20 protein-coding genes are annotated in these 19872 nt (G+C 65.2%); 2 read left to right on the top strand and 18 right to left on the bottom strand.

What is annotated here, in order from left to right:
- Positions 1-133: 133 nt before the first annotated feature.
- The 18 genes from IPM89_14005 to IPM89_14090 all read right to left on the bottom strand — a co-directional run bounded on the left by IPM89_14005 (position 134) and on the right by IPM89_14090 (position 17891).
- Positions 134-673, bottom strand: a complete 540-nt coding sequence (locus IPM89_14005) for a phosphatase PAP2 family protein (protein QQS53933.1) — start codon at positions 671-673, stop codon at positions 134-136.
- Positions 670-1860, bottom strand: coding sequence for a glycosyltransferase family 1 protein (locus tag IPM89_14010; GenBank protein QQS53934.1), 1191 nt, complete (start codon positions 1858-1860; stop codon positions 670-672). The genes IPM89_14005 and IPM89_14010 overlap by 4 nt, the downstream gene beginning before the upstream one ends.
- A 102-nt stretch (positions 1861-1962) precedes the next feature.
- Positions 1963-2718, bottom strand: a complete 756-nt coding sequence (locus IPM89_14015; protein QQS53935.1) for a metal-dependent hydrolase — start codon at positions 2716-2718, stop codon at positions 1963-1965.
- A 31-nt stretch (positions 2719-2749) separates the two neighbouring features.
- Positions 2750-3829: a DUF2333 family protein gene (locus tag IPM89_14020; protein ID QQS53936.1), complete on the bottom strand. Its 1080-nt coding sequence runs from the start codon at positions 3827-3829 to the stop codon at positions 2750-2752.
- A 42-nt stretch (positions 3830-3871) separates the two neighbouring features.
- Positions 3872-6685 carry a valine--tRNA ligase gene (locus IPM89_14025; protein ID QQS53937.1) on the bottom strand — a complete coding sequence of 938 codons (2814 nt, stop codon included), beginning with the start codon at positions 6683-6685 and terminating at the stop codon, positions 3872-3874.
- A 182-nt stretch (positions 6686-6867) separates the two neighbouring features.
- Positions 6868-7530: a hypothetical protein gene (locus IPM89_14030; GenBank protein QQS53938.1), complete on the bottom strand. Its 663-nt coding sequence runs from the start codon at positions 7528-7530 to the stop codon at positions 6868-6870.
- A gap of 211 nt (positions 7531-7741) precedes the next feature.
- Complete coding sequence (locus tag IPM89_14035; GenBank protein QQS53939.1) at positions 7742-8131, bottom strand: hypothetical protein; 390 nt, start codon at positions 8129-8131, stop codon at positions 7742-7744.
- A complete protein-coding gene (locus IPM89_14040) occupies positions 8128-8910 on the bottom strand; it encodes a glycosyltransferase family 2 protein (GenBank protein QQS55940.1) in 783 nt (260 codons plus the stop codon). The genes IPM89_14035 and IPM89_14040 overlap by 4 nt, the downstream gene beginning before the upstream one ends.
- A gap of 9 nt (positions 8911-8919) precedes the next feature.
- The gene (gene fabG / locus IPM89_14045; GenBank protein QQS53940.1) at positions 8920-9639 is read right to left on the bottom strand and encodes a 3-oxoacyl-ACP reductase FabG; all 720 of its coding nucleotides are present in this window, start codon (positions 9637-9639) and stop codon (positions 8920-8922) included.
- On the bottom strand, positions 9636-10427 hold the full coding sequence (locus IPM89_14050) for a beta-ketoacyl synthase chain length factor (protein QQS53941.1): 792 nt from the start codon (positions 10425-10427) through the stop codon (positions 9636-9638). Before IPM89_14050 ends, fabG begins: the two co-directional genes overlap by 4 nt.
- Entirely contained in the window at positions 10424-11614 is a 1191-nt protein-coding gene (locus IPM89_14055) for a beta-ketoacyl-[acyl-carrier-protein] synthase family protein (GenBank protein QQS55941.1), read from the bottom strand. Before IPM89_14055 ends, IPM89_14050 begins: the two co-directional genes overlap by 4 nt.
- 15 nt (positions 11615-11629) lie before the next feature.
- Complete coding sequence (locus tag IPM89_14060; protein QQS53942.1) at positions 11630-13999, bottom strand: MMPL family transporter; 2370 nt, start codon at positions 13997-13999, stop codon at positions 11630-11632.
- On the bottom strand, positions 13996-14556 hold the full coding sequence (locus tag IPM89_14065) for an outer membrane lipoprotein carrier protein LolA (GenBank protein QQS53943.1): 561 nt from the start codon (positions 14554-14556) through the stop codon (positions 13996-13998). Before IPM89_14065 ends, IPM89_14060 begins: the two co-directional genes overlap by 4 nt.
- The gene (locus tag IPM89_14070) at positions 14553-15017 is read right to left on the bottom strand and encodes a hypothetical protein (GenBank protein QQS53944.1); all 465 of its coding nucleotides are present in this window, start codon (positions 15015-15017) and stop codon (positions 14553-14555) included. The genes IPM89_14065 and IPM89_14070 overlap by 4 nt, the downstream gene beginning before the upstream one ends.
- Positions 15017-15715 carry a YdcF family protein gene (locus tag IPM89_14075; protein QQS53945.1) on the bottom strand — a complete coding sequence of 233 codons (699 nt, stop codon included), beginning with the start codon at positions 15713-15715 and terminating at the stop codon, positions 15017-15019. Before IPM89_14075 ends, IPM89_14070 begins: the two co-directional genes overlap by 1 nt.
- Positions 15712-16611: a lipid A biosynthesis acyltransferase gene (locus IPM89_14080; protein QQS53946.1), complete on the bottom strand. Its 900-nt coding sequence runs from the start codon at positions 16609-16611 to the stop codon at positions 15712-15714. Before IPM89_14080 ends, IPM89_14075 begins: the two co-directional genes overlap by 4 nt.
- Entirely contained in the window at positions 16608-17492 is an 885-nt protein-coding gene (locus tag IPM89_14085; protein ID QQS53947.1) for a polysaccharide deacetylase family protein, read from the bottom strand. The genes IPM89_14080 and IPM89_14085 overlap by 4 nt, the downstream gene beginning before the upstream one ends.
- Positions 17493-17621: 129 nt before the next feature.
- Positions 17622-17891 carry an acyl carrier protein gene (locus IPM89_14090; GenBank protein QQS53948.1) on the bottom strand — a complete coding sequence of 90 codons (270 nt, stop codon included), beginning with the start codon at positions 17889-17891 and terminating at the stop codon, positions 17622-17624.
- 193 nt (positions 17892-18084) lie between these two features.
- On the opposite strand from IPM89_14090, the gene IPM89_14095 reads away from it, so the two are divergent.
- Both IPM89_14095 and IPM89_14100 read left to right on the top strand, forming a co-directional pair.
- Positions 18085-19062 (top strand): hypothetical protein, encoded by a 978-nt coding sequence (locus IPM89_14095; protein QQS53949.1) that lies wholly within the window; start codon positions 18085-18087, stop codon positions 19060-19062.
- 22 nt (positions 19063-19084) lie between these two features.
- The gene (locus IPM89_14100) at positions 19085-19831 is read left to right on the top strand and encodes a class I SAM-dependent methyltransferase (protein ID QQS53950.1); all 747 of its coding nucleotides are present in this window, start codon (positions 19085-19087) and stop codon (positions 19829-19831) included.
- The last annotated feature ends 41 nt before the right edge of the window (positions 19832-19872 follow it).

Here is a 19872-nt window from a genome sequence, read left to right on the forward strand (position 1 = left end):
CGGATGGTACTTGAGCGTCAGGACGAGCAGGAATCGACGAGCCGATGCTGAAACTGTGCCGGGCGATGGGCTTCACCGTCCGGGCCTGCCCCGACGATCCCGGCGTGACGATTGTCACCCTGCCGCTGGCCGGCTAGAACTGCAAGACCAGCGTCGCCAGGCCGCTGCCCAGCAGTGCCCCGGCCAGCACGTCGCTGGGGTAGTGCAGGCCCAGCACCACCCGCGACAGCGCCACCAGCACGGTAAACGGCACCACCAGCCAGGCCAGCGCGGGGTAGGCGCAAACCGCCACGATGCTGAACGACACCGCGTGCAGGGTGTGGCCCGAGGGGAAGCTGTACTCGTCCAGTGGCGCCACCGAAGTCCGAATGCGATCATCGTGGCGGGCGCAGGGCCGTAAGCGGGTAGTACGGGATTTCAGCCACTTATACAGCGCCAACGCCAATCCTCCGGCCACCAGCATCCGTGTCACCACCGGCAGGGCCGTTTCGCCCAGAACGCACAGCAATACCAGCATCAAGGTGTACCAGAACACGCCGTCGCCCAGGCGACTGACCACGGCGAACAGCCGTTCCAAGCCACGGCGCTGGCTGGCCCGGTTGAACCGCAGGCACCAGGCCAGATCCAGTTCCGCCAACCACCGCAGCGGCATTGCTTCATGGGCTCTGTTCATGGACCTTGCTCCTCGTAGGCCGACTCCAGATACCATTGTTCCAACCGCTGGCAAATGCGCTCCCAGTCGAATGCCAGCACCGCCTGGCGGGCGGCCTGCCCCAAGGTCCGGCGGAGCGCGGGGTCACTGGCCAGCCGGCTCGCCGACTCGATGAACGCGGCCTGGTCGTCGCACGGTGCCAGCAGACCGCTTTGGTCATGGACGATGTGGCGGTGAGCGGCGGCGTAGTCGAAGGCCACCACCGCCAGCCCGCTGGCCATGGCTTCCAGGGTGACGTTGCCGAAGGTCTCGGTCAGGCTGGGGAATAGAAAGAGATCGGTCGATGCGTAATGCATCGCCAAATCCGCGCCGGTGCGGGTGCCCGAAAACACGATTTCGGGATGACGGGCTTGCAGCCGCGCCGCCAGGGGGCCGTCGCCGACCAGCACCAGGCGTGTAGTGGGGCGAATCGCGCGCAACGCCCGGTATGCCGCCAATACCAGTTGCAGGTTTTTTTCCGCCGCCAGCCGGCCCACGTACAAAGCCACCGGATCGGTCGGACTCGCCCCCCAACTCCGGCGCAGCGCCGGATCACGATGAGCTGGATCGAACAGTCGGGTATCCACCCCGCGCGCCAGCACCCGCAGTCGATGAAAGCCCAGGGTCCGCAGTTCCGTCGCCAGCTCCTCGGTCGGCACCAGCGTGCAGTCGGTCCGGTTGTGGAAACGGCGCAGGTAGGCAACGATGGGGCGCGCCAGCAGGCCCATGCCGTAATGCCGGCTGTAGGCGTGAAAGTTGGTGTGAAAGCCGGAAAAGACCCGCAGGCGCAGACGACGGGCCACCGCCAGCGCCGAATGGCCCAGCGGACCTTCGGTCACGATATGCACCATGTCCGGTGGCGCTTGGCGCCAGCGCTCCAGCAGCAGGCGACCGGCGGGGAACCCGATGCGCATTTCCCGGTAGAACGGGATGGCGGCGCCGGCCACCGGCCATACGTCCAACGCTCCGTCGCGGCGGGGATCGTCGCGCGGATGCTGGCGCGGGCGGATCAACTGCACGGAATGGCCACGCGCGAGCAAACCCTCGACCAACCGGCCGACGGTCATGGCCACCCCATTGACCTCGGGGCCATAGGTTTCCGTGACGATGCCGACCCGCAGCCGGCGTGAACCAGCGCTGGGAAACAGTGGGGAAGGAATAGCGATCATGCCGGCACTATGGCCGGTTCGCGCAAAACTTTTGTGAAGCCGGGATGATCGTCCGATGACAGCGAGCAAAATCTGGAGCTTTTCGCCCCAGATTCGCCGCAGTTAACGGCTGGGCAGACTCGGCGGTGACAAGTGGCGCGACAAGCCTGGGAACCACACCTCGCCGGGCAGCAGGCGCTGGGTCACGCCTTGGTAGGTGGCGCCATCCAGGACCAGTGCGACGAAAGGTCGAGGCGATGGGCAGAGCAGGAACAGTCCGACAACGGTTAGATACAGCATCACCGTGCCGATGGGCTGATTGAGGCTGCCCAGGCTGAGCGCGGTGCCAAAGGATTTTTTCAGCAACTTCTTGCCGAACAGATCGACACTGTAGAACTCGTCCAGCAGCAGATGGACGATGAAACCCAGGGTGACGAAGGCACCGCAAAGCCAGGCATGGATCACGGACGCATTGAAGGCGTAATAGGCGATGAGGGTGGTGGTCAGACCAAAACCGATGCTCGCCGGAATCGAATGGATCAAGCCGCGGTGGACGGTGAGGCGGTCGAGCAGAACGAACACGCCGTAACGGAGCAGCAGAAAACAGCCCAGCCACAGCGCTAGCAGTTCCACCAGCGAATAGCGCCGGCCGAAGGCGAAGACCAGCAGGAACCCGGTTATCACCGCCAGCGCCATGAAGGCGATGCGGACCGGGATCGAATGCGGCGAATCGATATCGGGCAGCAGGCCGCCGATCACGCCCAGCACGAAATAGCCGATCACCGCCTGATGGGGGAACATCCCGGTCATCACCAGCGCGGTGGCGGTCACACCGCTGACCACCGCCGCCCCCATCAGGTGGGTGTTGAAATTCGCCATCCCTGCGCCTTAGCTCTCACGCCTCACGTTTTTAACCCTGCAACAGCAAGTTGCGCAGGTCGATGATGGCGGCGTTGGCGCGGGAGATATAGGACGCCATGATCAGCGAATGGTTGGCCATCGGCCCGAAACCGGTGCCGTTGAGAATGAGCGGACTCCAGATGAATGCCTGGGTATTTTCCAACTCGCGGATGATTTGCTTGAGTGAAACCACGGCGTTCTTGTCCGCCAGGACGCTGGCGAAATCCACCTCCAGCGCTCGCAGGGTATGCAGCAGCGCCCAGGAATAGCCGCGCGCCTCGAAGAAGTTGTCGTCGATCTTCGTCCAGGGCGTCTTGATCTGAGATTGCGCTGGAGTCGGTGTCGATTGGCGGGCGTTGGGATCGCCGGCCAGATCCAAGTTAAAGCGAACCTGGCCAACGCCGGCCGCCAACCGCTGCGCCAGACTGCCCAGCCGCTTCTCGACCACTTGCAGGTAGGCGCTCAGATTATCGGCACGGGCAAAAAACTGGCCGTCATAGACCTTGTCGTCAGCCAGTCGTTCGAGATAGCGGTACAACGCCATGGTTCCCTTACGGTATTCCGACTCGCTGGATGGCAGAATCCAGGATTCCGAATCGTAACTGAATTGCGGATCGGCAACTTGCAAGTCCTTGTCTTCGACCGACTGGGTCTGCGAACGGCTGAAATCGTTGCGCATTGAGCGCACCAGATCGCGCAACTCAGTCAAGGCGCCAAATTCCCAGTTGGGGATATTGTCCAGATAAATGCCCGGCGGTGTAACGTCGTTGCTGAGGTAGCCACCGGGCTTGTCCAGCAGGGTTTCGGCGATGCGAATGGCGGTGGCGGTGGTTACGTAGCCCGGCACCAGCTTTTTTTCGTCCTTGTTGGCCATGGCCAGCGCGCTTTCGCGCACATCGAACTCGCCGGGCGAGCGCGACCAGATAAAGCCGAGCACGATCACCACGATGAGGTAGGTGACCACGAACAGGCCCAGGGTCCACCACAGCCCTTTTTCCTTCCAGGTGCGAGGATTGTAGTACGTCGCCACCTTGGTGACTTTGCTGCCCAGGTTCGATTTTTTCGCGGATGCGGAGTCTTGCGGGTCCATTTCGTATTCCTTGGTTCGCTAGTCGGAATGGGTTCCAGGCGTTCACATCTGCCGGATTCGGGTTCGTTGCTCCTCCAGCTTGAGGATAGCTGTTTGGAGTTCCGCCAGGCGGGTGCGTTCTTTTTCGACCACGGTGGCCGGGGCGCGGCCGAGAAAATCGGCGTTGCCCAGTTTGACCGCGCCACGTTCCTCCTCCTTGCGTAATTTGACGATTTCCTTGTCGAGGCGGGCGATTTCCGCCGTCTTGTCGATCAAGCCGGCCATCGGGATCAGGATGTTCATGCCGCCGACCAGCGCGGTGGCGGCTTCCGGGGCCGGCGCGCCATCGTCCAGCCAGTCGATCGTTTCCAGCCGGCCCAGGGTGCTCAGCGCCCGGCGATGCCGTTCCAGCCGCTCGCGGTCGTCGCGCGAGCCGTGTTGCAGCCGCACCGGCAGCGGTTTGCCCGGCGCGATGTTCATCTCGGCGCGAATGCGGCGCACACCCAGCAGAAACTGCCGCAGCCATTCGATGTCGGCGACCGCCGCCTCATCGATCAGCGTCCTGTCCACTTCGGGATAGGGCTGGAACATGATGGAAATCCCTCCGCTCACGTCGTTCGCACCCCCCTTTGACAAAGGGGGGTTGGGGGGGATTTTTCCGGCCAGCGGCGCGACTCGTTGCCAGATTTCCTCGGTGATGAATGGCATCAGCGGGTGCAGCAGGCGCAGCAGGGTTTCCAGCACCCGCGTCAGTGTTTGTCGCGTCCCGCGTTGCGCCGCCTCGGAGCTGGCGGGATCGGTCAGTACCGGTTTGGACAGCTCCAGATACCAGTCGCAGAACTCGTTCCAGGTGAACTCGTAGATCGCCTGCGCCATTTGATCGAGACGGTAGCCCCGCACCGCGATGTTGACTTCGTCGATGGTGCGTTGCAGGCGGGCCAGAATCCAGCGGTCGGCCTGGCTGAGTTCGATCTGGCCGCCGTTCAGTCCGGTATCCTTGCCCTCGGTGTTCATCAAGACGTAGCGGGCGGCGTTCCACAGCTTGTTGCAGAAGTTGCGGTAGCCCTCGACCCGGCCCATGTCGAACACGATGTCGCGCCCGGTCGTCGCCAGCGCGGCGAAGGTGAAGCGCAGCGCGTCGGTGCCGTGGGCGTGGATACCGGCCGGAAATTGCTTGCGGGTGTCCTTTTCGATGCGCGGCGCCATCTGCGGCTGCATCAGCCCGCTGGTGCGTTTGGCCACCAGCTCATCCAGATCGACGCCGTCGATGATGTCCAGCGGGTCCAGCACGTTCCCCTTGGATTTCGACATCTTGTTGCCGTCCTGATCGCGCACCAGGCCGTGGATGTAGATCTCGCGAAACGGCACGTCGTCCATGAACTTCAGGCCCATCATGATCATCCGCGCCACCCAGAAGAAGATGATGTCGAAGCCGGTGACCAGCACGCTGGTGGGATAGAAGGTCTTGAGCGCGTCGGTGTTTTCCGGCCAGCCGAGGGTCGAGAACGGCCACAGCGCCGAGGAGAACCAGGTGTCCAGCACGTCGGGGTCCTGTTCGAGCGCCACATCCGGGCCAAGCCAGTGTTTGGCGCGGATCTCCGCCTCGTCGCGGCCGACGTAAACTTTGCCTTCGGCGTCGTACCAGGCCGGGATGCGGTGGCCCCACCAGATTTGCCGGCTGATGCACCAGTCCTCGATGCGGTTCAGCCAGTCGAAATAGGTCTTCTCCCAGTTTTCCGGGATGAATTTGATCTTGCCGGTCTTGACCGCGGCGATGGCGGGGCCGGCCAGCGGTCCGGTTTTCACATACCATTGATCGGTCAGCAGCGGCTCGATGACGGCATGGCTGCGGTCGCCGCGCGGCACCATCAGCTTGTGGGAGCGAGTCTCTTCCAGCAGCCCCAGTTCTTCCAGATCGCCGACGATGCGCCGGCGGGCCTCGAAGCGATCCAGACCGCGATAGGGTTCCGGGCCGTTCTCGTTGATGCGGGCGCTGGGTGTGAAGATATTGATCAGCGGTAGCTTATGGCGCTGGCCGACCGCGTAGTCGTTGAAATCGTGGGCCGGGGTGATCTTGACGCAGCCGGTGCCGAAAGTCGGGTCCACGTACTCATCGGCGATGATGGGAATATGGCGTCCGGTCAGCGGCAGAACGGCATGCAGGCCGATCAGATGCTGGTAGCGCTCGTCGTCCGGGTGAACCGCCACGGCGGCGTCGCCGAGCAGGGTTTCCGGGCGGGTGGTGGCGACGATCAGATCGCCGCCGCCCTCGGCCAGCGGATAGCGAATGTGCCACATGAATCCGCTTTCCTCGGCGCTGACCACTTCCAGATCCGAGACGGCGGTGTGCAGCACCGGGTCCCAGTTGACCAGCCGCTGGCCGCGATAGATCAGCCCTTCCTCGTACAGGCGGACGAACACCTCGCGCACGGCGGCGGACAAGCCATCGTCCATGGTGAAGCGCTCGCGGCTCCAGTCCACCGAGGCGCCCATCCGCCGCAACTGGCGGGTGATGGTGCCGCCGGATTCCGCCTTCCAGGTCCAGACCCGTTCGATGAATGCTTCGCGGCCCAAATCGTGGCGGGTTCGGCCCTCGCCAGCCAGTTGCCGTTCGACCACCATCTGAGTGGCGATGCCGGCGTGATCGGTACCGGGCTGCCACAGAGTGTTGTGGCCCTTCATTCGGTGATAGCGGGTCAGCGCGTCCATGATGGTGTCCTGGAAGGCATGCCCCATGTGCAGGGTACCGGTGACGTTCGGCGGCGGGATCATGATGCAGTAGGGTGCGCCCTGGCCGCTGGGGGCGAAATAGTTCCGTTCCTCCCAGAAGGCGTACCAGCGCGGTTCGATCGCGTGCGGTTCGTAGGTCTTGTCCATGGCTGTCATCGGTTGTTCGGAGGGTCGGCGGGCACGTAGCCGCCAGGAATCACGGAGTCGGGATGTTGGATGTTTGAGGAAAGCAGTATAACCCAGCTTGTCGGCGGTGAGACCCGTGCCCGATGGCAAAGAAAAACCCGCCGGCCGGCGGGTTTTTCAAGGAACGCCCAGACGAGTGGCGTCTATTTTCTTTTGGCGGACTTCCTGGACGAGGCCGGTTCCACGGAAAGTGCCAGTTCTTCGACGTAGGTGAGCTTGACTTGATCGCCGATATCGAGCCGACTGATGTTGACGTCGGCGGGCGCTTTTACGGTCAACGCCTTGTATGGACCCTGAAAGGTGATCTTGCGGGTTTGACGGTCGATGGCCAAGACGTTGGCAATGGTTTCGACGGTGTTGCGCACGCTGCCCGCCGGTTTTTGTCCCAACGCGGCGCGGTCGCCGCTCAGGGTTTCCTTGCGCGAGGTGATCCCACCGGTGGTATCTCGACTAATCTGTACCGCCATGGCTTCGGTGTACTTCATCACGACCTGGTCACCCACCCGGACCTGGGGCAGGTTGCGTGCTTCCTCACTTACATGAATGGTAAAGGGTTCGCCACCTTTCTGCTTGAGCGTCACCGTCCGGCTTTTCAGATCGACCGCCTGTACCCTCGCGGTCATGGTAGTCGTTTCACTGTCGGCGATCGTCGGCGCCGGCGCCGGTGCTGTTTCCTGCTGGGCGGCGGCCGTTTTCTCCATCTCCGCCTTGTTTTTGTCATGGCCCAGCAGGTTGTTGAAGTTAGCGCAGCCCACGGTCGTTAGTAGACTCACCATGCCCAAGATGGCCACGATGCGCTCTTTCATGATGCTTTTCTCCTTGACGAGGGGTTGGTTCCCTCGAATAAACACTGTTGGGAAATCAAAGCGGATTGATCGCTTGCCTGGAGAGTGTTGCGGTCGCCTGGCGCGATTGCAAGCAAAACTCGCGCGGAGTATAGCGGTACGGCATTAGCCTGGCTTGGGATTGCGCGGGGTGGGACGGCGTAACCCGACCCACGCGAAGCGTCACCCGGCGTCACAGGGCGCTAAGCTGGGCGTTGATCTCGGCGCTCAGGCGCTGCACCCAAGCGTTGTAGTTACTGTGAATATTGACGCCGTCGTAATCCAGGTTGTTGCTGTCCCGGTACAGGATGCTGTAGGTCACCCGGTCATAGGGGATTTCGACCTGCGCCATGTGACTGCGCAGGTAGAGCGTGCCGATGATCAGGCCAGGCCGGACGATTTTCATCCGCCAGCCTTGTGCCGCTCCCGCTCGCAGGATGGCGCCACGCACATCGCCCAGCGAATAGCCGCGGGTGCTGGTTGTCACCGGCATGTTCGCGACGTCGTAGACCGGGTTGCCGCGGCAGCCCACCAAGACCAGGGCCAAGAGGACCACCAGCGGGACCAACACTCTAAAAATCATGTCTTTCCCCCCGTATCCTGTTGTTTAAGCAAAGCTTCATGATCGGATACCGGTAAGGGTAGTAGCCGCAGCGACCGGAGTAAACCTGTCGGATACAGGCCGCGTCCGAGCAGTTCCCACGCCACCATGGCGACGATGCGCAGGGTGTCGCGCCACGGCCGATAATGGCTGGGACGGCCCTGCGCGTGATAGATCGTCTCGATGGCCACCGTCGCCGGATAGCAGCCCAGCCGGGCGGCCTGAATCAGCAGCGCGCTCTCGAAGGCGAAACCGCGCCGTCCGTTGCCAGGCGCGGCGGCGGCGTGCAGGAATGCGGCCGGATACAGCCGAAATCCGGATTGGGTGTCGCGGATCGGATAGCCAGCCGCCCAGGAAATCCAGAAATCGGCCATGCCGTTGGCGAAGCGGCGCAAGCCGGGCGCGCGCTCGCGGCGTTCCAGCCGGGCGGCGATGATTAGACGGTCAGGCTGGCACCGGGCGGCGGCCAGCAGTTTCGGAATATCCTCGGGACAGTGCTGACCGTCCGCGTCCAGAGTGATAACCGCGTCCGCGCCTTGCGCCAGCGCCTCCCCCATCCCGCGCCACAAGGCCGCGCCCTTGCCTTGATTGGCCGGCTGGCGCAGCAATTGTGCCCCCGCTGCTTCGGCTTGGGGCGCGGTGTCGTCGCTGGAGCCGTCATCCACCACGATCACCGTCTCCACTTGCCGCCGGGCGCGGCGGACGATGCCGGTGATGGTGGTGGCTTCGTTATAGGCGGGAATGACGATGGCGACCGGCATGATCGGCACTCAGGCGATCCCGCCGTTGAGGCCAATGATTTGCCCAGTCAGATAGCCCGCCTCTTCGGAAGCCAGAAAACCGGCCAGGGCGGCCACTTCGTCCGGCGTTCCCGCCCGTTGCATCGGCACCAGCCGCCGGATGGTCGCCGCGTCGAACGCCGCCTCGGCGACCTGACTGTCGATGATGCCCGGCGCGATGGCGTTGACGGTGATCCCGCGCGAGGCCAGTTCCAGCGCCAGCGCCCGGGTCGCCCCGTGCAGCCCGGCCTTGGCGGCGGCGTAGTTGGTCTGGCCACGGTTGCCGGTGACGCCGGTCAGCGAGGAGATGTTGACGATGCGACCCCAGCGCGTGCCGAGCATCGGCAGCAGCAGCGGTTGGGTCACGTTGAAGAAGCCGTGCAGGCACACCTCGATCGGCTGCCGCCACTGCATGCTCGACATGCCGGCCATCGGTGCGTCGGCGTGAACGCCGGCGTTGTTGACCAGCACCTGAATCGGCCCGGCTTGCAGCAGTCGCATCAGTGCCTGGCGAGTCTGATCCTCATCGGCGACGTCGAAGGCGACCGCCTCCGCCGAACCGCCCGTCGCTCGAATGGCATCGACCACCGCCGCCGCCCGTTCGGGATGCCGGCGGGCATGGACGATGACGTGCAGGCTGTCGCGCCCGAGGCGCTGGCAGATGGCCCGACCGAGATCGCCGCTGCCGCCGGTCACTAGCGCCCGTTTCATGGTTCGATCTCCAGTTCCAGCCATCCGCTTGCGCCGGTGGATACAGTCACCCGGCTGGCGGTCGAGCGGGCGATGGCCCGCAGCAGCGGCAGACTCCGAGCGGCCGGATTGCCCAGCCGCAAGGTTTCGAGTTGAGGATCGTCCAAGCGGCTTGCCGGCCGGTCCGCGCGCCGTGCCAGCCGCAGTGTCGCCAGTCGCCGCTCGGTCGGCGCCGGATTCAGCACCAGCGCCACGGCGAACGGGGCGACGATCACCCGGCGTTCCGACAGCGGAAACGGCGGCGGCAGATCGTAGGCGACCAGTAGCACCCGTGTCCGATCCGTCCAGGCCAGTGCCGCCGCCTCCATCAGACCAGCGGCAAAGCTGTCGTCGTAGGCGGAGAGGCTGAGCGAGGCCGCGGTGCAGCGGGTGGCGATCGACCAGTAACCGGCGGGTGTATTGTGCACCGAGTGATGGAAGTGAGTCGGCGAGACCGGCCGTTCGGGCAGGGTCAGTGCCGCGCAGATCCTGTCCACCACCTCGCTGTCTCCGCCCGAGGAGGCCAGCACCGTTGGCAAGATGCCTGGATCGATGTCCGCTTGCAGGGCCGCTTCCTGGGTAACGTGCAGCGCCAGTTTGACGGTGGCGGTGGTGCGGCGCCGTTCGTTGGCCGGCAGCAGCGCGGCGCTGGCGGCGGGCATCGGCTCGGCGGCATACGGCCGCTCGCCGGCCAGCACCGCCCGACCATTCGGCCAGCCCGCCAGCCCCGGCGCCATCAGGCCCACGCCTTCCACCTGAAGTGTATTCACGCGACCCTCCGTCCGAACAACAGGCTGCAATTGGTGCCGCCGAAACCGAAGGAGTTGCTAAGCGCCACGCGCAGCGGTTGTTCCCGATTGTCCAGCACGACGCCCGCGCCCAGATTCGGATCGATCCGGCGGGTGTTGAGCGTTCCGGGAATCAGCCCGTGCTCCAGGCATAGCCAGACGAAAACCGCTTCGGTGATGCCGGCCGCGCCCAGAGTATGTCCGGTCCAGCCCTTGGTGGAACTGCACGGCGTATCCGGGCCGAATATTCGCAGTACCGCCCGGTCCTCGGCGGCGTCGTTCGACGGCGTGGCGGTGCCGTGCAGGTTGATGTAATCCACCTGCTCGGGACGGAGTTCCGCCCGCGCCAGCGCCTGTTGCATGGCCAGGGCCGCGCCGGCGCCCTCGGGATGGGCGGCGCTCATGTGGTGGGCGTCGCTGCTTTCCCCATAACCCAGCAGCAGGGGGCGCGCGTCGTCCGGTTCGGCCCATTCCAGCAGCGCGAATCCGGCCGCCTCGCCGAGGTTGAGACCGTCGCGGTCGGCGTCCCACGGCCGGCAGCGCTGGGAAGAGGCCAACTCCAGGGCGTTGAAGCCGTATAGCGTGGTCAGACACAGGCTGTCCACCCCACCCACCACGGCTGCGTCGCAGAACCCCGCCCGTAGATGCCGATAAGCGGAGGCGAAGGCCTTGGCGCTGGACGAGCAGGCGGTGGAAACCGCCAGCGCCACGCCGCTCAGCGCCAGCCAGCGGCGGGTGAAATCCGCCGCCGAAAACAGATTATGGGTATGTTGGTAATCGAAGTGATCCGGCAGGCGGCCGGTGGCGGGATCACGTTGGCGGTAGGCGTGTTCGGTGGCGCCGATGCCGGAGGTGCTGGTGCCGATGAAGACGCCGATCCGGTCGGCGCCATGGCGTTCACGGGCCGCGCGCACCGCCGCGCCGAAGCGGTCCTGCTCCAGCCCCAGTCGCGCCAGGCGGTTGTTGCGGCAATCGAACGGCGCGAATTCCCCCGCCAACGGCGCCTCTTCCAGGCCGGCGACCCGCCCAATCCAGGTGGACAGGGCGGCGTCCTCGAAATCACAGGGACGCAGCCCGCTCTCCCCACGGCGCAGCGCCGTCAGCGCGGCGGCGACGCCCCGCCCCAGGGCATTGGTCACGGTATAGGCGGCAATCGCCAGCGGCTTGATGGCCATGGTTCGACTTCAACTCATCCGGGTTAGCAACGGCCGCGCCAGCGCCAGGGCGGCGGCGAAACTGGCCACCACGCCCAGACTGACCGTCAGGCCGATGGCATGCAGCGCCGGCAGCGCGGACGTGGACAATAGAGCAAACACGGTCAGCGCCGAACCGCAGCACACCAGCAGGGCGTGCAGGGTGCGGCGGCGCGCGGCCGGATCGGTGCCGGGCCGGCTGAAGAACAAACCATAATCGACACCGATGCCCAATACCAGCAGTAGCGACACCAGATGGAACAGCGACAGCCGTTCACCCAACGCCAGCAGCGCCGCCACCACCACGACCAGCGCCAGCAGCACCGGCAGCAGCGCGGCGGCGACACCCCGCCAGGACCGCAGTCCGATCCAGACCACCGCCACGATCAGCGCGGCGCCCCAGCCGAACCGGAGCAGGGCGGTATCGCGGAAATCCGCCACCAGCCGGCTGGTTTCGGCTCGCAGGTCCAGGTAATACGCCTGGCTGTCGGCGGTTTGCGGCAGGTCGGCAATCAAGGCGCGCGCGTCCCGCACCCCGCTCAGCGGCAACAGCGCGGTCCAACCGCGTGCGCCGGCCAACAGCAGGGCATCGACCCGCGCGCCCAGCAGGGTGCCGCGCAGATCCTCGGGACGCAACGGCGGCGCGGTGCGCGCGGCGGCGACGGCGTCGAGAAAAGGCTGAAACAAGCCCGGCTTGAACGGCAATTCCATCGTGGCGGTGGCCAGATGGGCTGCCAGTGTCTCCGGCGCCGGTAGCTGGGCCTGCCGTTGCCACTGGGTCTGTTGGCTGGGCAGATAGCGCATGGGGCCGTCGTAGCCGTCCAGCGCGCCTTCCGCCTGGCGGGCGTCGAGCCAGGCGGCGACCCTTTCGCCGTGGCGCAACGCCGTTTCGGCGTCGGGCGCGGTGATGACGATCAGGCGGCCGACCTCCGGGGCACCCAGGGCGGCGCGCAATTCCTGATCCAATTGCAGCAACTGGCGCGGCACCGGGCTGAGCGCGGCGATATTGTCCTCCCACAGCGGCGGCGCCCGGATGATCAAAGCCGCCAGTAACAGCAGACCCAGGGCGCCGAATGCCAGCGCCAGTTTCGGCCGTGGTTCGAGCAGCCAGTCCGCCCAGGCGCCGACCTCGCCGGGACGCGGCGGTGCCCAGTCCGGTGGCAGCAGGGCCGGCAACAGCCAGCGCGCGGTCGCCACGGCGGCGGCAATACCGGCGATGGTGAACACGCCCAACTGACTCAGGCCGGGAAAATCCGGGGTAATCATCGCCAGGCAGCCGAGCAGGGTGGTCGCCGCGCACAGCCGCAGGGTTGGCCACAACTGGCGCTGGGTCTCTTCGACGGTTTCTCCGGCACGCCGGTGGCTGAACAGGTAGGTGGGATAATCCAGCGTTTCGCCCAGCAGGGTCACGCTGAACGCGAGCGTGATCATGTACATCTTGCCGAAGAGCAGATCCACCGCCGCCGCGCCGGCCAGCAGGGCGGCCAGCATCGGCAGCGCGCCGGCCCAGACCGTGCGCGGCGACCGGTAGACCCCAATCAGGATCAGGACCATCGCCGCCATGGCCAGCGTGCTGCGCAGTTCCGCCTCGGCGCTGATCTGGTCCTCGGCCAGCGTCGCCAGCACGCCGGGACCGCTCATGGTGACAGTCACGCCGGTTCCGACGCCGGCGGCGGCGAAGCCGGCGCGAATCGCCGCCACCGCCTCGCGCTGGCCGGCCAGGTCGTAGCCGGAGGCACGGGTTTCGGCCAGCAACAGCGCGCGCGCGCCGTCGGGCGAGAACCACACTCCCAGCCGTTTGGCCGGCTCGCCGACCCCTCCCCGCCACACCCGCAGCAGGGTGAGCAATTCGCCGGTCGGGTCCCCCGGCAACCAGCGTTTCTGAAGCACCGCCAGCGGCGATTGCAATTCCCGCAACCGCTGCTCCAGCGCGGCGCGCAAACCCTCGGCGGTGAAGCGTTCCGGCGCGACGGTCGGGCTGAGCCGGTAGCGGTGGGCGAACAATGCTTGCAATTCCGTCTCGGGCAGCGCGTCCGCGCCGTTGGCGACCCGCGCGAACAACTTGTTATCTCTTAAATTTTCAGCCAGCCGGCGACTGGCGGTGGCGCGCGCCGCTTCGGAGTCGCCGGCCAGACCGACCAGAATCAGGCGGGTGGTCGGGCCGCTGCGCAATTGTTCCAGCAACAAATCCGCGACCGGATCGGCGCGGGGCACGAAGACGGTCAGGTCGGCGGTCACTGGGGTGGTCGCCACGATCCAGCCGCAGCCTAGCGCGGCCAGCAGCCAGACCAGCGGAATCCACCCGCGGTGTCGGTTCTTCTTTTCGCTTGCGGGAACACCCCCGGAAGGAAGGGAATTCACCGTGGACTCACCGTCATCAGGCTACGGTCGCCGTCGGCTTCCAGCGTCTCCACGCTGTCGATCCAGGCCGCGCGGCCCCGGATGACGATGGCGGTCAGATATCGGGCGAATCCCGGCTCGCGCGGAGTAAGGCGCAGGCTCCATTCAGCGGGCGTTCCCTGGAAATCCAGCCGATAGTGGCGCTCCAGCGTTGCCCGGTCACCGGCCTGGGTGGCGCGAATCGCTTCGACAAAGGGACGCAGTTGCGGGTAACCGTTCAGATCGAATTGCCGGCGGCCGTCGGTCGGCGTTTCCACCGTTAGCCAATGCTCGTCGGCCTCGTATTCCTCCGGCTGTGGCCGCAAGGTCTGCTTGCGTAGATAGGCCGGCGCGCGGTAGGTCAACACCCCGCTGCTCACCAAGGGTTCCTGCAAGATGGCGAGCGTTTTTTCCTCGCGAAAGACCGCTTTCACCGTCGGTACCGCCGCCAGCGCCCGCATGACCTGATCCAAGGCCTCATCGGCGGCCGATAGCCCCAGCGGCCACCACAGTAACCATAACCATGCCCAGCGCTTCATGACGCCATTCCAGCCGTCGCTTGCGGCACGATGGTGATGCGGGTTTCCGCCAGCAAGCGGCCGGCGGCGCTGACCTGAATCGCATAGAGGCAATGAGCCCCGTCGCCCAGCAACAGGTGGGCGGCGACTTCCAGGGGTTCGGCGATGCCATCCAGGTCGGCGACGAACCAGCGGGCGTCGCGCAGCGCGGCCAGATAGCCGGGCGTCGCCGTCTGGCCGACCGCGCGGGCGCGCAGGCCACCGTGAATCGCCGCCGCCTGGCCGCCGTACTCGAAGGCCATCACGGCCGGTAGCCGACCCTGTCGCCGCAGGGGATTGACGGGATCGCGATGCGTTTGGGTCAGGCAGGTGATGGATTGCTCGTCCCAGGCGGTCACTGTCTCCAGCAGGCACATGGCGCCGGCATGCGGAATCAGTGTTTGAATTTGGCTCTTGTCGATCAACGGGGTTTCGGAATGCATCAGGTAATCCGGGCCAGACTGTGGCGGTTGCCGGTCCAGCGCGACCAGGTCTTGCCCACCGCGTACCAATGCAGGTAGTACGTCTCCAGCGCCAAGCGCCAGAAAGTCCAGGGATCGCGGCGCAGGCGCTCCTCGGCGGCGCACAACACCGCTTGCAGACCCAGACCGCGCGCCAGTACCTGACCGCGGGCCAGGTGGTAGCGGCTGGTCACCAGCACGAAGGGGCGTTCGCGCAGATCGACCAGCAGTTGCCGGGCGTGGCGCAGGTTGTCGAGCGTGTTCAGGGATTGATCCTCGATCGCCAGGCGGGAGGCGGGAATGCCGAGTTCAAGGAGCCATTCCCGGCCGCGTTCCGCTTCGCTGACGCGACCGCCGGTGCGGCCGCCGACCAGCAGGATACGTCGCCGGGGATCGGCCCGGTACAAGGCGGCGGCGCGGTGCAGCCGGCGGGCATAACCGGGAGCTACCTGGTCGCCTTGCAGGCGCGCGCCCAGCACCACCACCCAATCGCCGCCGGTGCCTGCGGGGGTGCACGGGGTATCGCGGGCGACACGCCAGACTCGATGCAGCCACCACAGCCCGCTCAGGCCCAGGGTTGCCAGCAGCAGCAGGTTGGACAGTAGCAGGGTGGTCAGGCCGTCCCAACCCATGCCGCGTTGGCGGACGAAGCGCCGGGCCGGTGTCGCGGCCGGCTTCATGATCCGTCCTCTTCCCAGTAGTCGTAAAAATTGAACCAGTTATAGGGCGCGAGGCGCGCGTAATGCTCCAGTCGGTCGGCATAGCGCTGTACCCAAACGCCGAGTTGCTCCCGCCGCTGGCGCCGGTCCAGAACGATGCGCTCGGCCAACGGTTCGAAATGGATGTCGTAGCGGTTGCCACCCCGATACAGGCCGAAGCACAGCATCACCGGGCAGTTCATGAGCGCCGCCAGCAGGATGGGTCCGATCGGCAAGGCGGTTTCCTGGCCGAAGAAGCGGCAACGCACCGTTTTCTCGCCTCGCGCCACCCGGTCCCCCAATGCGCCGATCATATAGCCCTGCTCCAGGCTTTCCTGGACTTTCAACAGGGTATCGGGCGTACCGATGGGGATGATGGTTTGCGCCAGCGCCGGATTCAAGGCATCCAACAACTGGGTCATGGCCCGATTGTGCGTGGTGTTCATCAAGATTTTGATCGGAAGGTGGCGCAAGCTTACGCCGAGCGCTCGCAAGGCGTCGAAACTGCCCAGGTGCGATCCTAGCAGGAGGCAACCCTGCCCGGACGCCGCCTGATCCAGAATGCGTTGGCCACCGAAAATCTCGATCTCGAACTGCTCCAGGCGCCCGGTCAGGAAATAGACCCGATCCAGAATGGTGGCGGCGAAGCAGTGGATGTGGCGAAACAACGCCCGCCAGCCCGGCTCGCGACCCAGTGCCCGCCGCAGGTAATGCCGGGAACTACGCCGCGCCGCCGTGGCGGTCGCCAGAAAATACAGGGTGATGGGATAGAGCAGAACACCTCCCACGGATCGGCCGATATGCAGAGCGATCCAGCAAATCAGTCGCAGTGCCAGCGGATTGCCTCGTTCCGGCAACCGTGCCCACTGCCGGCTCATGCACGACCCGCTCTCGACACGACGGGCGCGGCGCGTTCCTCCATCATCGATTCCCTCGCGCCATTTTCGGTCAGGAGCGCGCCGGTTTCCGGCGACGACTCCCAGCCGTCCGGCCAAGGCGCGCTCTCCGGCTGTGCCAGCAAGCGATCCAGACGAACGAAGCAAAAGCCCCGCGCGCGCAGCCCGTCGATCGTCAGTTGCGCGGTCTCCAGCACCTGCTGGGGATCGAAGCGCGACACGCCATAGTAGAGTTCATGCAACAGAATGATCGAACCGTTGCGTGCCCGGCGGACGATACGGGTCGCGATGCGCGTCGGGTCGCGGTACAGCCCTTCCAGACCCCGCACGTCCCAGGCAATGTTGCCAAGGCGCAGACGCGCCAGTGCCTTGGCCAAACCCGGGCACGATGCCCCGACCGGCGTCCGCGCGAAGCGCGGGGCATAACCCAGAATTTCGGTGAAGGCGCGGTTGGCCGCCTCGAATTCGGCGATGATCCGCTGGGTGGATGAAAACGCCCAATCATGGCCATGCCGGTTGGAATGATTGCCAATCAGGTGACCGTCGGCGGCGGCTTGCGCCACCAGGGCCGGATATTGTCGGGCCGCCTCGCCCACGTAGAAAAACACGGCGCGGATTCGTTCGCGTCGCAGCAGTTCGAGCAGCAGTGGAGTGATGGCGGGATCGGGGCCATCGTCGAAGGTCAAGGCCACCCAGGGTTGCTCAGCCGAACCGCGGCACACCGCCCGCAGGTAGAAATCCAGGCACGGCACCAACGCGCCGACCGCCAGCAGCACGATGTAGAATCCCGCCAGCCCGGTCAGCAACCAGGTTCGGCCCGGACTGGCGTCCACCAAGGCCAGGGTCAGGCCAAACGCGCTCATGACCCAGGCGGTACTCCACGCAAATCGACTCATCGCTACCGATCAGATCAGCAACAACCGGATGATTTTACTTGCCCATCGGTCCGGACCGACGGGTGCGGAAACAGCGTTCCTCGCGGCGATCGATTCTTAACGGGCGCGGCATTGCGCGATATGCGCGCTCAGGGCACGCAGCGAGGCGAACACACGCTGGTTTTCCTTGTCGTCGGAACGCAATTGAAAGCCATAAGTTTTCGAAATCGCCAGCGCCAGTTCCAGAGCGTCGATGGAGTCCAGGCCGAGCCCTTCGCCGAACAGCGGTTCTTCGGGAGCGATTTCCTCCGGACGGATATCTTCCAGGTGCAGGGTCTCGACCAACAGCCGAGCCACCTCCAACTCGAACGGCGAGAGAACATCCATGGGTGACCTCGTCAAGATGGGGGATGTGGGCGCAACGGCGCTATCGAAGCTTGTGAATTCGAGCATAAACTATACCATGGCTTACCCAAAAAACTTCTTTCCCAAAACCCGAACGGCTCGAACCCAACACGGTCTCTCGCATTGATGAGCAGCGATAACCTCTTATATTTGTAGCGCTTGCAAGACGACGCGCATGTTTCCTTTCCAGGTCGTCTATCGCGACGAAACTCAAGTCGCCCACTTGTTGGACGGCGAGCGATTGCTGGCGCTGATCCGGTTTCGGGAGCCGGCCGCCCCCATGATCGATCCGCGATCCGGCGTCATCCCCCTGTCCGAACTGGGCGGAAGCTCGACCGCCGAGGTCTGGCTCAGCGCGGAGCCGGTGCGCACCGGGGTCACCCACGGTGTCAGCCACGCCGGCAACGATACCGTGCTTTTTCTCCAGTGCCACCTGGACGAGTACGCTCCCGACGCCTTGCAGCCCCTGACCGCCATGCTCTACCGGCGCTTGTTCGCGGCGGCGCGCGAACTGGGCTACCCATACCTGCTGCGGGTCTGGAATTATTTTCCCGCCATCAACCGGGAATGCAGTGGCCTGGAACGCTATCGCGCGTTTTGTGCTGGCCGGCATCAGGCGCTGGTGGCGGAACTGACGGAATTCGAGACGCACCTGCCGGCCGCTTGCGCCATCGGCACCGACCAGCCTGGATTGCGATTGTACGCGCTGGCCGGCCGGACAGCGGGAATCCAGATTGAAAATCCGCGACAAACCAGCGCCTTTCACTACCCACGCCAGTACGGGCCGCGCAGTCCCTCGTTCTCGCGCGCCGTGCTGAAAGCCTGGGGAGAGCGATACCACCATCTCTATCTTTCCGGCACGGCCAGCATCGTCGGCCACGCCAGCCAACATTTCGACCTGATGGCGCAACTGGACGAGACGCTGCTCAATCTGCAAGCGCTGCTCGCCCAAGCCAACCGTTTGACGCCGGAACCGTTGTGCCCGGCGCTGCTGAAGGTCTACTGCCGACCGGATCTCGACTTGGCGGCATTGCGACAGCGGATCGCCCAGGCGCTCGACGCCGATCCGCCGACCTTGTTCCTGCAAGCCGAGATTTGCCGCCGGGATCTGCTGATCGAAATCGAAGGGCTGGCGGTCAGCCCCACCCCGTAAATCCGCTCCAGGACGATGCCTTGTGAAACCCGACCAACCGTTGAAACCGCATCCGGTGCTGCCCGAGTACTATCCGGATTTGGCCCAGCGCCCCGCTTTCGTGCGCGGGCTGTTCGACCGTACCGCCGGCTATTACGATCGGGTCAACCGCTTGCTGTCATGGGGATCGGGCAGTTGGTATCGCCGCCACGCGCTGGCCCGCGCCGGCCTGCGGCCTGGCATGAGCGTGCTCGACGTCGCCATCGGCACTGGCCTGGTGGCCCGGCAAGCGTTGGCGATTACCCAGGACCGGCGGGCGGTGGTCGGACTCGATGTCAGCGCGGGGATGCTGGAGCAAGTGCGTCGCCTGCTGGATATTCCACTGGTGCAGGGGCAAATGGAGCAATTGCCGGTCGCCGATGAGCAGTTTGATTTCGTCAGCATGGGCTATGCGCTGCGCCACGTCGTCGATCTCAATGCCACCTTTCGCGAATTTCAGCGCGTGCTCAAGCCGGGCGGCGTGCTCCTCATCCTGGAAATCGCCCGGCCCACCGCGCCGCTCAAGCGCGCCGCGCTCAAGTTCTATCTCGGTCGGGTGATTCCGTTGCTTGGCCGCTTGAGCACCGGCCAGCGGGAGATGCAAACCTTAATGCGTTATTACTGGGACACCATCGAACATTGCGTCCCCCCGGACACCATCGTCCAGGCTATCCGCGACGCCGGCTTCGCCGAAGCGGGCTGCGATGTGGAATTCGACCTGTTCCGTGCCTATTTCGGCCATAAGAGGTAACGGTCGTCCCGCCGCCGGTCCGCGCATAAAAAAGCCCCGCC

It is taken from the genome of Candidatus Competibacteraceae bacterium (genome assembly GCA_016699715.1).
Lineage (GTDB): Bacteria > Pseudomonadota > Gammaproteobacteria > Competibacterales > Competibacteraceae > Competibacter.

Bases quoted from the DNA above. Each gene is read 5' to 3' on its own strand.
- IPM89_14005 (QQS53933.1), bottom strand. From the start codon at position 673: ATGAACAGAGCCCATGAAGCAATGCCGCTGCGGTGGTTGGCGGAACTG.
- IPM89_14010 (QQS53934.1), bottom strand. From the start codon at position 1,860: ATGATCGCTATTCCTTCCCCACTGTTTCCCAGCGCTGGTTCACGCCGG.
- IPM89_14015 (QQS53935.1), bottom strand. From the start codon at position 2,718: ATGGCGAATTTCAACACCCACCTGATGGGGGCGGCGGTGGTCAGCGGT.
- IPM89_14020 (QQS53936.1), bottom strand. From the start codon at position 3,829: ATGGACCCGCAAGACTCCGCATCCGCGAAAAAATCGAACCTGGGCAGC.
- IPM89_14025 (QQS53937.1), bottom strand. From the start codon at position 6,685: ATGGACAAGACCTACGAACCGCACGCGATCGAACCGCGCTGGTACGCC.
- IPM89_14030 (QQS53938.1), bottom strand. From the start codon at position 7,530: ATGAAAGAGCGCATCGTGGCCATCTTGGGCATGGTGAGTCTACTAACG.
- IPM89_14035 (QQS53939.1), bottom strand. From the start codon at position 8,131: ATGATTTTTAGAGTGTTGGTCCCGCTGGTGGTCCTCTTGGCCCTGGTC.
- IPM89_14040 (QQS55940.1), bottom strand. From the start codon at position 8,910: ATGCCGGTCGCCATCGTCATTCCCGCCTATAACGAAGCCACCACCATC.
- fabG (QQS53940.1), bottom strand. From the start codon at position 9,639: ATGAAACGGGCGCTAGTGACCGGCGGCAGCGGCGATCTCGGTCGGGCC.
- IPM89_14065 (QQS53943.1), bottom strand. From the start codon at position 14,556: ATGAAGCGCTGGGCATGGTTATGGTTACTGTGGTGGCCGCTGGGGCTA.
- IPM89_14070 (QQS53944.1), bottom strand. From the start codon at position 15,017: ATGCATTCCGAAACCCCGTTGATCGACAAGAGCCAAATTCAAACACTG.
- IPM89_14075 (QQS53945.1), bottom strand. From the start codon at position 15,715: ATGAAGCCGGCCGCGACACCGGCCCGGCGCTTCGTCCGCCAACGCGGC.
- IPM89_14080 (QQS53946.1), bottom strand. From the start codon at position 16,611: ATGAGCCGGCAGTGGGCACGGTTGCCGGAACGAGGCAATCCGCTGGCA.
- IPM89_14085 (QQS53947.1), bottom strand. From the start codon at position 17,492: ATGAGCGCGTTTGGCCTGACCCTGGCCTTGGTGGACGCCAGTCCGGGC.
- IPM89_14090 (QQS53948.1), bottom strand. From the start codon at position 17,891: ATGGATGTTCTCTCGCCGTTCGAGTTGGAGGTGGCTCGGCTGTTGGTC.
- IPM89_14095 (QQS53949.1), top strand. From the start codon at position 18,085: ATGTTTCCTTTCCAGGTCGTCTATCGCGACGAAACTCAAGTCGCCCAC.